Source organism: Variovorax sp. MHTC-1, assembly GCF_003984645.1.
In the GTDB taxonomy this organism is placed as follows: Bacteria; Pseudomonadota; Gammaproteobacteria; order Burkholderiales; family Burkholderiaceae_C; genus Variovorax.
Window position 1 is genome coordinate 1 of record NZ_RWKI01000042.1, and the last position, 11,177, is coordinate 11,177.

An 11,177-nucleotide genomic window follows, 5' to 3' on the forward strand; every position below is an offset into this window, starting at 1 on the left:
CGAGACCGAGCGCAGTACCGGCAAAAACAACTACAACCGCATCGTCATGAACACGCTGTACGGGTCTTCGGCATAGTCGCCAAAGGGCCCGCAGCGCGCGAAGCCGAAGGTCTCGTAAAGCTGGCGCGCCGGCTCGAAGGCCTCCTGCGAACCGGTCTCGAGACTCAGGCGACGATAGCCGCGCGACCTTGCGACGTCGATGATGTGGGCGAGGATCGCGCGTCCGGCGCCTTGCCGGCGAAGCGCATTGGGCGTGCGCATCGACTTGATTTCGCCGTGCTCGGCATCCAGTTCCTTGAGCGCGCCGCAACCCACCAGGAGCGAGCCCTTCCAGGCCGACCAGAAGGTGATCCCGGGCTGGCGAAGCTTTGCCAGATCGAGCGCGTGAACGCTCTCGGGCGGCGCATACATGTTCTGCAGGTGCTCATCGAGCAGTGCATGGATTTCGGGGCGCGAGAGGTCGTCGATTTCGATGTTCATGTGTCGCGCGATTCTCAATCAAAAAAAGCCCGCAACGCGCGAGCGCTGCGGGCTTTTGCGGCCGACTTCCTGCTTACTTGCCGACCCCGAGCGAGCCCGACCCTTGAGCCTTGCCGCCGGCCTTGGCGCCCGCGCCGCTGGGCTTCAGTGCACCGCCGGCCGAGCCCGCGGCACCGGCCGCGCCATCGACCGTGCTGCCCACGGCATTCGTGGCACCGCCTACCGCATTGGTCGCGCCGCCCACCGCACCGGTGGCACCCCCGACCACGCCGCCGAGGGTGCCGCCGGCGCCGCTCGTCGCGTTGCCGACCGCTTCGGTGGCCGTGCCGGTGCCTGCGCCACCCGCTCTCGTCTGCGCGCCCGCATCGGTGCGTGCGCCCGCCTTGGCGCCGGTGCCCGCGGAGCCCGATGTGTTGACATCGGCACCCACGCCTACCCCCACGCCGACGGACTGCGCCTGCGCGAATCCGCTCATCGCGAGAAGACCCGCGAGCAATGCGCCGAGCGCGATACGGTGTTGGTTGTGCATCTTCATGTGTGACGTTCCCTTTCGTTAATGGTCACTGACAACGAACCGGCTTGCTGCCAGTTCGGGGTGAACCGTAGGGGAGGCGTCTCATGTCGCCATGTGCGGATGTGCCCTGCATGGCTGTGGGAACTGACTGTCGGCGAGATCGGGGGCTCGTGCGTTGGGCCCGCCGCCTTCATCATGTGCGAGTTCTCTGAAGGACGACAAAGCTCCAACGAATATCAGGGCGGCCCTGCGCGTCGTCTTGCGCACTCTGATGGATCCCACGCAATCCGAACCGCGCGCCGAGCTCGATCGTTTCTTCGGCGGACACGTCGAACATTCTCCGTCCCGGTGGCACCGGGCCATGACGCAGGGACATCGATACCAGACCGCACTCCCTGAGCAGCGCGGCGATCGTCCCCATCGCGGTCGATCGCTCGGTCTCGTCCAGGTGCATCCAGACGGCGGTGAGCAGGATCAGATCGAAGCGCCGCTGCGAACGCCGCAAAGTCTCCAGCGACGGCAAGTGCTCATCGATCCATTCGATCGGAAGGAATGCATGTCGCCGCTGTCCTTCGCTGCGCAATTCCGCCGTCGGCTCGACGGCGACGACACGATGGCCGATCTGCGCCAAGGCCGCGGCGTCCCGCCCGGAGCCCGCGCCGATGTCCAGAACATCGCTGGGTCGAGTCGGAAAAAGATGAAGCACGCCGCGATGCACCCTCGCGAACGTGAGGCTTTCGTATTGTTCGGACAGGGCAGCGGCATGGGTGCCGTAGCCTGCGGCGCTCGCAATCGGAGTTGTCATGGGATCTCAAATTCGCCAGGGCTGCTGATCGCTCGATCAGCAGCGCGTGCCTTCGACTCAGTGTCAGTCGATCCAGGGACCCCCGAGCATCGCTTGTATATACGCTGCGACCTTGACCAGGTCCTCATCAGACATCGGGATCGGAGGTGCGTCGACGAGGTGCTCGGCGACCAGGTGCAGCTTTGCCGATGCATTGGGCTGCTCTTGGAGCAGGACCGCGATCGCTGCGGTTTGGGCGACAGCTCGCAACTCGAGCGAACGGAGTCGCGCGTTGACTTCTTCCATTTCCATTTGTCCCATCTCCCCGGGGTCCAAGTTGAAGAATCTGGATTCTGCTTCGGAAAGGGCGGGCACGTCATCGAATGCGCGGGAGGGCTGAGCTTCGCGTGCGGCTGCGGTGAGCTCGCGACGAGCGGGACATCAACATCAGTCGTCGTCTTACAAACAGGCACATTTCAATATAAGACAGGTGACCCAGGCGGCGAGGCCGCCTGTTGCTGATCCGCCTCCCAGCGTCGCGTCGCGTCGCCGGCTCCGGGTCCGTTGGAATTGCGAGCGCAGATCCTGCCAGCGGCAGCGCCGGTGATGGTGGCGGCGGCGGTTCGGGTGCTGCTGGCGCAGCCGGTGGCGGAGGTGCTGGTGGTGGTGCTGGGGCAGGCGGCGGGGCAGGCGGTGGCGCGGGCGGTGGACCTGGCGGCGGTGGCCCCCCGGGGACGGCCCCGGCGGTGGCGGGCCAGGCAGATGATTACCTGACCTGCGCTCCCAGCCCGCGCAGCATTCCTAGCGTGACCCCTCCGGACAGCAGAGGCCTCACGCCTTCCTTGCGCGGTCGATCAGCCGCTGAGCACGGGGCGCGCGCTGAGCAGGCTTGCGCGGCCCGAGCAGCTCCGCGATCGCCGTCGGTTGCACGCCCTCCTGCGGCGAGCGATCGGGCAGCTGATCAAGGACGCGGCCCATGCCGATAGAGAACGCCTGCACCGACCGCTGAAATTCAGCGACAGCCTCCAAGTACTCGCGACGTGCGGCCTTCGTGTTCATGACCGGAAGGTACTCCTATTCGACTTCTGTCAAAAGAACTTCCCTCTTGAAAAGCCTGCCGACTGCTCCTATCTCGAAGGCGCTCCTATTTGGTCATCGAGAAACGGAGGACCCGAAATGGCCATGGACATGCTCAGACAGCTCGCCGGCTCCCCGCTGCCGGCCACCTTCCGCACCCCGGCGGAGATCGACCAGGTCAAGCTCTTGCGAGCGGCCGGTCTGGTCATCGCCCTGACGCCGGCGTCATCGAATCCGCCCACGCCTTCCGGCGTCGGCGACGCAGCCCAGGTGCTCGCCATCACCGAAAAAGGCAGAGAAGAACTGGCCAGGTTCTCCCTTCCTGGTGACCTGCCCCCGATGCCGAGGGCGCGAGCGCCCTGGTGGAAAACCATGCTGGGCGCGCGAGACCATTCGCACCGCGACATGTGATGGAGGCGCCGATGCAAGAAGCTTCCTCACGGCCGTTCGAATACCGGGGCATCTCCATTTCGATCAAAGTCGACAGCGCAGCCGACAGCGTCTTTGGCCACGCCGATCTCTTTGCGAACGATGAGTTCAAGGCCAGGCTCTCGCTCGGGAGCGCGCGAAGTCGACCCGACGAAGTGCGCGACAGGCTGCGGTGTCTGGCCAAGGCGAAGGTCGACGTGTGGGCGACCTGCAGGTCGGCCATGGCCCATTGAAGGGCTGGCGACCGGCGCAGCTGGACGTGCCGCTAATTGTCGAAGCGCTGCACCGCAGCCAGCCTGACGGCCAGAGCGGGCGGGGTGCCTTGCTTCACAAGACCCTTCATCGCCTCGTAGACCTCGAGCATCACGTCCTCCTTGAATTCGGCGGAATCGGGATCGAGGACGGGGTAGTCGCGCTCGACCGAGCGCAAGGCGAGCTCGTATTCGTCAATGAACGCAGTCCAAACCACGCCGTTGCGGCGCGCAGTGTCGGCCTTCGTTGCGCTTGGTAGTGCATCAGCTCTCATGTCATATCCATCTGGTGGGGCCAGGCTGGATACTGGAGCCACTGATGCAAGCAGGGGCTTCGTCTACGTGCGCTCCTCATGTAGGTTTCTGCCTTTGGCCGCCGTCGGCCAATTGCGCAGGTCTACGCCCTCAGCGCGCGATGAACGCTGTGACGAGGACTGCAACAACGAGGAGCGCGGCGACGGACAGGTTGCGCCGCCAGCCGGAAGCGCGCCGCTCGCTCTCCTCGAGCCGATGGTGAAGGGTCAGTTCCTGCAGCCGGGAAGGGGCGCTGTCGAGTTCGGCAGCGAAGCGGTTGTGGGTGTTGGATCGTCGTCTTGACATGGCTTAGAGATTGGCTGCTGGAAAGAGAGAGGAACGTTTCCATGGCCGTCAAAGCCTTGGTAAGAGATGGAAACCTGATTCTGAGTGCGCCAAGATGAATACCAAAGGATTCATTTGTCTTACTCGCTCGAAGTGTGAGATATCGCACGGATGAGGCGCCGAGTCTGGCGGCCAGCCCGATCAAGCTCAGCCCCCAAGGCGGCGCCGACCAGGATGCTGCGGCCCCTCCGCGGAGGCCAGCGGCTCGAGCCACAGCCTGGCCGCATCGTTGGGCGCGAGGGCGCGCAGCCTCTCGTCCTTCCACAAATCCGCCGCCAGCTCGTCAAGCTGCTCGGGGTCTACGGTGCGCCACTGTCGTTGCAGCCGGTGCGCACAGACGGCAATCCAGATTTCGCGGTCCATGGATGACACTGTACATTCATCCAGTATTCTTGCGAAATGTTAGCCATGGTTGCCGATGTCGGCGGGCGGGGTCGCCGGCGGAGGCGCGGGAGAGGAGAGGGAGAGGCAGGCGGGATAGAGCGGCAACTGATGCGCAGCCGGCGCCATCGGTCATTGACGCGGTGACCCCCCACGCTGCTCAGGTCGAGCAAGAGGTAGAAAATCTTGGACCCAGGTCGTGTTGACAACTCACGAGGCGGGCCCTGCGATGACAACCAATTCCGGCGGCAAGGCCGAACGGGCCGGCGACAGCGCGTCGCTGAAGGTGCTCGCCCGCGTCGGGTTGATCGCTTACGGCGTGGTACACCTCTTGATCGGCTGGCTGGCGCTGCAGATCGCCTGGGGCGCGCCGGCCGGCAAGAGCGCCGACATCTCCGGGGCGCTGGGAACATTGGCTGATCAGCCCTTTGGCAAGATTCTGCTTTGGCTGGTTGCGGTCGGCATGGTGGCGCTCGCGCTCTGGCAGGCCAGTGAAGCCATCTGGGGCTATCGCCACCGTGAAGGCGCCAAGCGGGTCCGAAATCAGGCCGCCAGCGGGGCCAAGGCCGTGATCTACGCCGCCCTGGGGGTCAGCGCGGCTTCGGTGGTGCTCGGCGGGGGGTCGTGGGATTCGCAGTCCCAGCAGCAAACCACCTCAGGTGTGCTGGCGTGGCCCGCCGGGCGGGCAATCGTAGTGGTCACCGGGCTGATCATCATTGGCGTCGGCGTGGCCGGGATGGTCAAAGGCATGAAGAAGTCCTTCAACGAGGAGATTGACACTTCGTCGATGTCCGCAGTTGCCCAAAAGGGCGTGGCGCGATTGGGCCAAGTCGGATACATCGCCAAAGGGGCGGCTCTGGGCGTGGTGGGCGGCCTACTCAGCTATGCGGCGTTGACATTCCATCGGCAGAAGGCACCGGGGCTGGACGGCGCGCTGCATGCAATCCTGGCACAGCCGTTGGGGAGGCTTCTCCTTACGGCCGTTGCGCTCGGATTCGTGGCCTTCGGCCTGTTCGCGATGTTCGAGTCGCGCTACCGCCGGATGTAGCCCTTCCGGACCGCGTGAACGTACGCCTGGTTTCAGCAGCCGGAGCGGGCGTGCGTCTCGGCCGCCATCTCCAAGAGTCAACTGCGCGAGGTGCGGAGAAGCCTCAGAGATTGTCTGCGGCAGAGGGGCTCGCACATCGAGGACTTCGGGCTCGGGCGAATGGCGTCGACGGCCATTTGCCCAGAAGCAGCCAGCCGGCCGCACTGCCGGAGCCACGCGCTCACGACACCTTTCGCTCGTTACGCCTCCCACCTCGATGTCCCCTGAACTTAAATCCGCGCGCCACTTCTTGGACTGCATGGTCATACCGTCGCGACACGTTTGCTCTTTTGAAGTCGACGTTTGGGGCCGCCCTGCTGCGCGGCATTGATGGCAATTGCTACTCAAAGTCTGTAGACGCGAGGCGCGCAGAGCCTGACTCTCAATGCGTCATGCCCCTCGCGCTCCTCCGCCGCATCTCCCGCGAATGCCTTCCCCTGATCCTGATGAGCAACGAGGATGTCGAGGCCGCAGCCATCCTGGTCCTCGCGGGTCATGTCAACGCGGCGATGCAGGTCGTCTTCGACCGTCGCGGCGGCGCGCAGCCGGGGATGGTGGTGACGGAGATTACTCGCTTGGGGTGGAGGATGTTGGAGGCGTTCCGATCTCTCCAAAGCCGACGCTAAGCCGCCCGGGCGGCTCCGCACCTTCTCCTCTCCAGCAAAAAGTACCCATTGACCGCGCACTCCACGTCCTCCACCACCTGCTCCGCATCGGGGCAGGACTCCTGCACAAGCAAGGCGTGCTTGGCCATCGCATCGACGATGGAAAACGCATTCAATGCGACGCGCTCGCGATCGAGCTCCGCTGGCCAGTCCGATGCCGACGCGAAGGCATCGCGAAACAGGTGGACGAACTGTTTGTAGAGCTCGCGATAGGTTTCGGAAGAGGAGATGCGCCGCTCCAGAATAAAGAGGGCCCGCCATTCCGCAGCTTGGCTCAGCAAGGTTCCCACAAGCGCTTGCGCCAGGGCATGAACGGTCTGCTCCAGCGTGCGCGGGCTCGAAGCGGCGCCGGCCTCCTCCACCAGGGCGGCCACTCCGCGCAGCCTGCTGCGAACGGTGACGGCGGCGATGGAGTCCTTGCCCGGAAAGTACTGATAGAGCGTGCCAAGGCCGACGCCCGCGACAGCCGCGATGTGGCGCATCGACACCTTCTCGTACCCGCGCTCGAGCAGAAGAAGGACGAAGGCATCCTGAATGGCGCGCGAGGTCATCCACGCCCGCGCCTGCGAAGGCTTGCGGCGAGGCTTAACAGTCAAGTTCATGTGCTGTCTGCTGGGGTGGCACCGAAGGCTTCATCTTCCAAAGCTGAACACTTGCTTTCCGTGGAGCCGGCACGCCGCTCGTTCGAGCAGGCGCCACGAGCGAGAAGCACGTGCCATTGCGACGCGCGTGCATGGGCGGGAAAACCGAACACGCCGAGCGTACATCCCGCCTAAGCTTTGGGGGCGCCTTCGCACTCGAAAACTGGGGATCGCCCGCCATGACACTGCAGACCTCCGCTTCGCCGCCTGCGACGCTGGCCGATCTGATTCAACGGCTCGATCACGCCCGTTCGACCGGCGAGCGCGAGATGGGGCCCGAGGCAGGCACGGTGCCCGTCAGCCACTACACCGACCGCCATCATTGGCAGCAGGAGCAGGACATCGTTTTCGCGCAGTGGCCGATCGTCGCGGCGCACAGCTCCGAGGTGCCTGCAGGATCGGCGCTGCCCTTCGATGCGCTCGGCGTGCCCATGGTGGTGACCCGATCCGGCGACGGTCGCGTCCGCGCGTTCTTCAACGTCTGCAGGCACCGCGGAATGGCGCTGGTCCAAAGCGAGGGGCCGGAGCCCGCAACGGCCAGGAGCTGCAAGACGCTGGTTTGTCCGTATCACGGCTGGACCTACGAGCTCGACGGGCGCTTGCGCCATCGCTTGCATGCGGAGACCTTCGATGGCATCGACCCGGCCACGCTGAATCTGGTCGAGCTGCCTTGCGCCGAAGCCGGCGGGCTGATATTCGTCAAGCGCACGCCGGGTCCGGCGTTCTCGGCTGCCGGCTTCCTGCACGGGCTCGACGAGCACCTGCAGTGGCTGGGGCTGGCGGACATGAAGGTGTTCCGCAAGATCGATCGGGTCTATGCCGCGAACTGGAAGCTGACCGTCGACGCATTTCTCGAGGGCTATCACATCCGCGTGCTGCATCGCGACACCATCTATCCCTTCTTCGCCGATGCGTTCACCGTCAACCTGGATGCCGGCCCGCACCAGAACTCGCTGGTCGCTCGGCGCAGAGCCTTCGAGGCATTCGAGACGCCGCGCGACCGCGATGCGCTGTGCAAGCTTGCGACGCCGACGCAGTTTCTGTTCCCGAACACCTTCCTGATTTGGCACCCGGACTATGTCAGCCTCATCGGCATGTTCTCGCCGGCGGCCGGCGAAGTGCGGTGGATGCACACCATGCTGATTCCCCCCGATCGCATCGGCGACGACTGGATTCCGCACTGGGAAAAGACCTTCCGGCTGATCGAGGAGACGGTCTTTCAGAAGGAAGACATCGCGACGGCGGTGGCGATCCAGCGCGGCCTGCACAGCGGCGCCAATGCGGGCTTGCAGGCAGGTCGGCTCGAACACGGGATGCTGCGCTTCCATCGCGGCATCGACGCGGCGATCGGCGGGGCGCTGGTGCCGGAGGGATGCCAGGTCGAGATGAGCTCGGGCGTCGGCGGCGGAGGGGCTTACCTGGCCAGGAGCGGTATCGGGTAAGCGACGTCCGCGAAGGCGGTGGCCTCGAATTCCGAGTCGTCCGTCTCGCGCGGCGAGGACGTGGGCAAGGGTTCGGGGATATCCATGAAGTCGGTGCGCGCAAAGCTGGTATCGGCAGGGCGCTCTGGCTGCTGCGCCAGCGCATGCCGCTCGCTGGCCGTCTGGCGCAGCCGCGCCAGGTCGGCCCTCACCTCTTCGAGCGAGCGCATCGTCTTCGCGCCGGCGGTCTCTTCAAGCGCAGGCACTTCCACGACGGGCGCGGGCTCGACCGGCGGGGCCGGCACGGGCATGGCAGGCGCGTCGGGCGGGCTGCGCCGGACGCGAAAGAGCGCTTCGAGAAGGCGAGGGGCGGTCATGGCTGGAGGCTCGAAATAGATCGGGTGCCATTGTCAAACGCGAGCGAATGAAGTCGAACGAATTACATTGCGCGCCGCGGCGCGAATTGCGTACTACTGCACGAATCAGCGCGGTGCTGGAGACCTGGGGCCCGAGGCTCCCGTCGGCTTTGTCCTTGGAAGACAGAGCATCGCTTCCTACGCCGGCCGGGAGCGCGCCGCGAGAGCTTGCAACGCATGGAAGCGAACGCTCGAATCAATGGCCAGGTCGACTACCGCGCAGGGGACGGACCGCTGCTGCGCGTGCCGCCAGGTCCCTGCACAGTCGAACCGGGGGCCGACAGCACCGTGCTGAGCTGGGAGGAAGACGGCAAGGCGATGAGCGCGGCCATTCCGAGGGCCGACTACGACCGCTTCGTCAAGGAAGGCCTGATCGTTCTGCGCGGAGGCTAGCCATGCCGGCTGAAGATCTCTGGGAGCTGGAAGAGCGCTTCTGGCTCGGCGATGCGCTCTTCTACGAGCAGCACCTGGCAGCCGATGCGCGCATGGTCTTTCCGCGGCCCGTCGGCATGATGGGTCGCGCGCAGATCCTGGCCTCGATCGATGCGGACAAGCGCTGGCGCCGGGTCGAGTTCGCGGATCAGCATCTGCTCGATCCCGTCGAGGGCACGGCGGTGCTGGTCTATGCCGCGGCCGCCGATCGCGGCGTTGCCGGCAGCGCCTATCGCGCGCAATGCAGTTCGGTCTATGTGCGCTCAGGCGGCCGCTGGCAGCTGGTGGCGCACCATCAAACGCCGGCCGACTGCAAGATCAGCAGCTGATCGGCCGCTGCAGCCTTCGGCGGCTGCGGCTTCGGCTCGCAGGCGGCGAGCGCTGCCAGGGCGGTGCATGCCAGCGCCAGAGTGAGCTTTCGATAGGTCATGGTCGTCTCCTTGGAGCGCGTGGGCACTTCGTCACGATTCTGCGGCCGCGCGGTGCGGCTGGATGTCGGCGCATGACCTACAGCGCCACCGATCCCCACGCGATGTTGCGCACTATGACTCGAAAGTCCTATCCGGCGTTGGCGCGCGTTGACCACAGCGCGAGGGCCTGACCTATTCTGCGGGCTCGCAACTACTCGAGACATCCGTGATGGAACACAGCGCCGATCGCAACGCAAGCTTCGCCCCTTGGGCCGCAGCCTTCCTGCTGGCTGCTGTCGCTCCGGCCCATGCGCTGGTGCTCGGCGTGACCGAGGGCGTGACCTACAAGGCCACCGACAGCCAGATAGAAGCCAAGTTCGAGCCGATCGCCGAGGCACTGAGCAAGGCGCTCAAGCAGCCTGTGACCATCAAGATCCTGAGTTCGTACCCCAGTGCGCGCGAAGCATTGAGGCACAACCAGGTCGACCTGGCCTTCGTGCATCCGGCCCACCTCGCCTTCGAGGCGACCAAGGGCGGCAGCTACAAGACGATCGCCTGGACCGCGGGCTTCACCGACTACAAGGTCTCGTTCCTGTGCAAGGACCTGCAAGCAATCTCGAATTGGAAGGAGATCGCCGGCAAGAGCCTGGTCATGCCCGACCCGGATTCCATCACCGCGGTGATCACGCGCGCGATGCTGCGTGAGCAGGGCCTGCAGGACGGCGCGGTCAAGACCAGCAACACGCGCTATCAGGACGCAGTGCCCTTCTATGTGCAGAACGGCTTCGCCGCCTACGGCGCCACGGCCTCCGCCGGGGTGGTGAAGGCCTGGAAGTCCACCGGCGGCAAGACCTGCGCCGAATCGCGCGCCGTGCCCATCAAGCAATGGCTGTCATCGAGCAAGCTCGACGGGAGCACGGCCGCCACGGTGCGCGACACCTTGCTGGGGCTCGGGCAGTCGGAAGGCGGCAAGCGCGCGCTCGCCACCTCCACCTATTCCGGCTTTGTCGCGCCGTCAGCTGAGGTCGAGAAGACCCTGATGGCCTGGCTCGGGATCTAGCCCGGCGAGCGCCGGCTGCGCTGCTTCGTGGAGGCGATGCGGGAGGCCATGCCGGCGGTGGCGGGGATGCGCCAGCGCGATGAAGTTATCCTAGGCAAAACCTGATCACGGGCCCACGGCCTCCCGCCCCCCCGTCGACCTGACCATCTATCCGAATGAGCAAATCCATCCTCGCATCCCTGGCCTTGGCCGCATGCTGCGCCGGCGCCCTCGCGCAGCCACTCAAGCTTCCCGTGGAAAGCGGCGACCAGGGCACCCTCTACGTCGCGCCCCACCTGTCGCCCACCGAGACCTCGGCCCGCGCGAACGGCGCAACGATCGGCACGCAGCGCCCCGACGGAAGCGGCGCGTACGGCGGCGTCGACACCTCCGGAGCCCGGCCCAACTACTCGCTCGGCGCCAGCACTGGCGGCAACACCTCGTTTTCGGCAGGCGCCCATTCGGACGGCAAGAGCAACGCCGGCATCAAGGCCGGCGTGACGATCAAGTA

General features: G+C 65.6%; 21 protein-coding genes. 10 read left to right on the forward strand and 11 right to left on the reverse strand.

The genetic code is table 11. The features are described from left to right. Positions 1 to 30: 30 nt before the first annotated feature. The 4 genes from EJI01_RS27555 to EJI01_RS27570 all read right to left on the reverse strand — a co-directional run bounded on the left by EJI01_RS27555 (position 31) and on the right by EJI01_RS27570 (position 2,153). Positions 31 to 480 (reverse strand): GNAT family N-acetyltransferase, encoded by a 450-nt coding sequence (locus EJI01_RS27555; RefSeq protein WP_126840295.1) that lies wholly within the window; start codon positions 478 to 480, stop codon positions 31 to 33. A 73-nt stretch (positions 481 to 553) separates the two neighbouring features. Continuing rightward, positions 554 to 1,015 carry an adhesin gene (locus tag EJI01_RS27560; protein ID WP_126840296.1) on the reverse strand — a complete coding sequence of 154 codons (462 nt, stop codon included), beginning with the start codon at positions 1,013 to 1,015 and terminating at the stop codon, positions 554 to 556. A gap of 172 nt (positions 1,016 to 1,187) precedes the next feature. After that, entirely contained in the window at positions 1,188 to 1,799 is a 612-nt protein-coding gene (locus EJI01_RS27565; protein ID WP_126840297.1) for a class I SAM-dependent methyltransferase, read from the reverse strand. Positions 1,800 to 1,862: 63 nt separating this feature from the next. Further along, positions 1,863 to 2,153, reverse strand: a complete 291-nt coding sequence (locus tag EJI01_RS27570; protein WP_126840298.1) for a hypothetical protein — start codon at positions 2,151 to 2,153, stop codon at positions 1,863 to 1,865. 189 nt (positions 2,154 to 2,342) lie between these two features. Between EJI01_RS27570 and EJI01_RS27575 the strand changes: the two genes are divergently transcribed. Next, positions 2,343 to 2,552 carry a hypothetical protein gene (locus EJI01_RS27575; protein ID WP_185879089.1) on the forward strand — a complete coding sequence of 70 codons (210 nt, stop codon included), beginning with the start codon at positions 2,343 to 2,345 and terminating at the stop codon, positions 2,550 to 2,552. Between the two features lie 57 nt (positions 2,553 to 2,609). Here the strand turns inward: EJI01_RS27575 and EJI01_RS28985 are convergent, their stop codons facing one another. Continuing rightward, on the reverse strand, positions 2,610 to 2,837 hold the full coding sequence (locus EJI01_RS28985; protein WP_185879090.1) for a hypothetical protein: 228 nt from the start codon (positions 2,835 to 2,837) through the stop codon (positions 2,610 to 2,612). 117 nt (positions 2,838 to 2,954) lie between these two features. Here EJI01_RS28985 and EJI01_RS27580 point away from each other — a divergent pair, with 117 nt between their 5' ends. Both EJI01_RS27580 and EJI01_RS27585 read left to right on the forward strand, forming a co-directional pair. Continuing rightward, on the forward strand, positions 2,955 to 3,266 hold the full coding sequence (locus EJI01_RS27580) for a hypothetical protein (protein ID WP_126840299.1): 312 nt from the start codon (positions 2,955 to 2,957) through the stop codon (positions 3,264 to 3,266). Positions 3,267 to 3,277: 11 nt separating this feature from the next. Continuing rightward, positions 3,278 to 3,517: a hypothetical protein gene (locus EJI01_RS27585; RefSeq protein WP_126840300.1), complete on the forward strand. Its 240-nt coding sequence runs from the start codon at positions 3,278 to 3,280 to the stop codon at positions 3,515 to 3,517. Between the two features lie 32 nt (positions 3,518 to 3,549). Here the strand turns inward: EJI01_RS27585 and EJI01_RS27590 are convergent, their stop codons facing one another. From EJI01_RS27590 to EJI01_RS27600, 3 genes are all read right to left on the reverse strand, one after another. Then, positions 3,550 to 3,810, reverse strand: a complete 261-nt coding sequence (locus EJI01_RS27590) for a hypothetical protein (protein WP_126840301.1) — start codon at positions 3,808 to 3,810, stop codon at positions 3,550 to 3,552. 130 nt (positions 3,811 to 3,940) lie between these two features. After that, positions 3,941 to 4,135 carry a hypothetical protein gene (locus EJI01_RS27595; protein WP_126840302.1) on the reverse strand — a complete coding sequence of 65 codons (195 nt, stop codon included), beginning with the start codon at positions 4,133 to 4,135 and terminating at the stop codon, positions 3,941 to 3,943. A gap of 186 nt (positions 4,136 to 4,321) precedes the next feature. Next, a complete protein-coding gene (locus EJI01_RS27600; protein WP_126840303.1) occupies positions 4,322 to 4,537 on the reverse strand; it encodes a hypothetical protein in 216 nt (71 codons plus the stop codon). A 247-nt stretch (positions 4,538 to 4,784) separates the two neighbouring features. On the opposite strand from EJI01_RS27600, the gene EJI01_RS27605 reads away from it, so the two are divergent. Together EJI01_RS27605 and EJI01_RS27610 are read left to right on the forward strand one after the other, a co-directional pair. Next, a complete protein-coding gene (locus EJI01_RS27605) occupies positions 4,785 to 5,603 on the forward strand; it encodes a DUF1206 domain-containing protein (protein WP_126840304.1) in 819 nt (272 codons plus the stop codon). A gap of 431 nt (positions 5,604 to 6,034) precedes the next feature. Next, on the forward strand, positions 6,035 to 6,268 hold the full coding sequence (locus tag EJI01_RS27610) for a hypothetical protein (protein WP_126840305.1): 234 nt from the start codon (positions 6,035 to 6,037) through the stop codon (positions 6,266 to 6,268). Here EJI01_RS27610 and EJI01_RS27615 read toward each other — a convergent pair. Then, positions 6,265 to 6,909 carry a TetR/AcrR family transcriptional regulator gene (locus EJI01_RS27615; protein ID WP_126840306.1) on the reverse strand — a complete coding sequence of 215 codons (645 nt, stop codon included), beginning with the start codon at positions 6,907 to 6,909 and terminating at the stop codon, positions 6,265 to 6,267. The two genes, EJI01_RS27610 and EJI01_RS27615, sit on opposite strands and share 4 nt — an antisense overlap. Positions 6,910 to 7,127: 218 nt before the next feature. On the opposite strand from EJI01_RS27615, the gene EJI01_RS27620 reads away from it, so the two are divergent. Next, positions 7,128 to 8,390: an aromatic ring-hydroxylating dioxygenase subunit alpha gene (locus tag EJI01_RS27620; RefSeq protein ID WP_185879091.1), complete on the forward strand. Its 1,263-nt coding sequence runs from the start codon at positions 7,128 to 7,130 to the stop codon at positions 8,388 to 8,390. On the opposite strand, the gene EJI01_RS27625 is transcribed toward EJI01_RS27620, so the two are convergent. Next, on the reverse strand, positions 8,363 to 8,746 hold the full coding sequence (locus EJI01_RS27625; RefSeq protein ID WP_126840308.1) for a hypothetical protein: 384 nt from the start codon (positions 8,744 to 8,746) through the stop codon (positions 8,363 to 8,365). The genes EJI01_RS27620 and EJI01_RS27625 overlap by 28 nt on opposite strands. Before the next feature lie 216 nt (positions 8,747 to 8,962). Between EJI01_RS27625 and EJI01_RS27630 the strand changes: the two genes are divergently transcribed. Next, on the forward strand, positions 8,963 to 9,178 hold the full coding sequence (locus EJI01_RS27630; RefSeq protein ID WP_126840309.1) for a hypothetical protein: 216 nt from the start codon (positions 8,963 to 8,965) through the stop codon (positions 9,176 to 9,178). A 2-nt stretch (positions 9,179 to 9,180) separates the two neighbouring features. Beyond that, a complete protein-coding gene (locus tag EJI01_RS27635) occupies positions 9,181 to 9,546 on the forward strand; it encodes a nuclear transport factor 2 family protein (protein WP_126840310.1) in 366 nt (121 codons plus the stop codon). On the opposite strand, the gene EJI01_RS29515 is transcribed toward EJI01_RS27635, so the two are convergent. Continuing rightward, positions 9,513 to 9,647: a hypothetical protein gene (locus EJI01_RS29515; protein ID WP_260602717.1), complete on the reverse strand. Its 135-nt coding sequence runs from the start codon at positions 9,645 to 9,647 to the stop codon at positions 9,513 to 9,515. The genes EJI01_RS27635 and EJI01_RS29515 overlap by 34 nt on opposite strands. Positions 9,648 to 9,856: 209 nt before the next feature. Between EJI01_RS29515 and EJI01_RS27640 the strand changes: the two genes are divergently transcribed. Together EJI01_RS27640 and EJI01_RS27645 are read left to right on the forward strand one after the other, a co-directional pair. Then, entirely contained in the window at positions 9,857 to 10,687 is an 831-nt protein-coding gene (locus EJI01_RS27640) for a phosphate/phosphite/phosphonate ABC transporter substrate-binding protein (RefSeq protein ID WP_126840311.1), read from the forward strand. A 155-nt stretch (positions 10,688 to 10,842) separates the two neighbouring features. After that, positions 10,843 to 11,177: hypothetical protein (locus EJI01_RS27645; protein WP_126840312.1), on the forward strand; the 335-nt coding region annotated here is incomplete at its 3' end.

Coding starts and splice junctions, on each gene's coding strand:
- EJI01_RS27580 (WP_126840299.1), top strand. CDS start 2,955: ATGGCCATGGACATGCTCAGACAGCTCGCCGGCTCCCCGCTGCCGGCC.
- EJI01_RS27605 (WP_126840304.1), top strand. CDS start 4,785: ATGACAACCAATTCCGGCGGCAAGGCCGAACGGGCCGGCGACAGCGCG.
- EJI01_RS27625 (WP_126840308.1), bottom strand. CDS start 8,746: ATGACCGCCCCTCGCCTTCTCGAAGCGCTCTTTCGCGTCCGGCGCAGC.
- EJI01_RS27590 (WP_126840301.1), bottom strand. CDS start 3,810: ATGAGAGCTGATGCACTACCAAGCGCAACGAAGGCCGACACTGCGCGC.
- EJI01_RS27565 (WP_126840297.1), bottom strand. CDS start 1,799: ATGACAACTCCGATTGCGAGCGCCGCAGGCTACGGCACCCATGCCGCT.
- EJI01_RS29515 (WP_260602717.1), bottom strand. CDS start 9,647: ATGACCTATCGAAAGCTCACTCTGGCGCTGGCATGCACCGCCCTGGCA.
- EJI01_RS27620 (WP_185879091.1), top strand. CDS start 7,128: ATGACACTGCAGACCTCCGCTTCGCCGCCTGCGACGCTGGCCGATCTG.
- EJI01_RS27555 (WP_126840295.1), bottom strand. CDS start 480: ATGAACATCGAAATCGACGACCTCTCGCGCCCCGAAATCCATGCACTG.
- EJI01_RS27635 (WP_126840310.1), top strand. CDS start 9,181: ATGCCGGCTGAAGATCTCTGGGAGCTGGAAGAGCGCTTCTGGCTCGGC.
- EJI01_RS27560 (WP_126840296.1), bottom strand. CDS start 1,015: ATGAAGATGCACAACCAACACCGTATCGCGCTCGGCGCATTGCTCGCG.
- EJI01_RS27630 (WP_126840309.1), top strand. CDS start 8,963: ATGGAAGCGAACGCTCGAATCAATGGCCAGGTCGACTACCGCGCAGGG.
- EJI01_RS27595 (WP_126840302.1), bottom strand. CDS start 4,135: ATGTCAAGACGACGATCCAACACCCACAACCGCTTCGCTGCCGAACTC.
- EJI01_RS28985 (WP_185879090.1), bottom strand. CDS start 2,837: ATGAACACGAAGGCCGCACGTCGCGAGTACTTGGAGGCTGTCGCTGAA.
- EJI01_RS27615 (WP_126840306.1), bottom strand. CDS start 6,909: ATGAACTTGACTGTTAAGCCTCGCCGCAAGCCTTCGCAGGCGCGGGCG.
- EJI01_RS27600 (WP_126840303.1), bottom strand. CDS start 4,537: ATGGACCGCGAAATCTGGATTGCCGTCTGTGCGCACCGGCTGCAACGA.
- EJI01_RS27640 (WP_126840311.1), top strand. CDS start 9,857: ATGGAACACAGCGCCGATCGCAACGCAAGCTTCGCCCCTTGGGCCGCA.
- EJI01_RS27585 (WP_126840300.1), top strand. CDS start 3,278: ATGCAAGAAGCTTCCTCACGGCCGTTCGAATACCGGGGCATCTCCATT.
- EJI01_RS27610 (WP_126840305.1), top strand. CDS start 6,035: ATGCCCCTCGCGCTCCTCCGCCGCATCTCCCGCGAATGCCTTCCCCTG.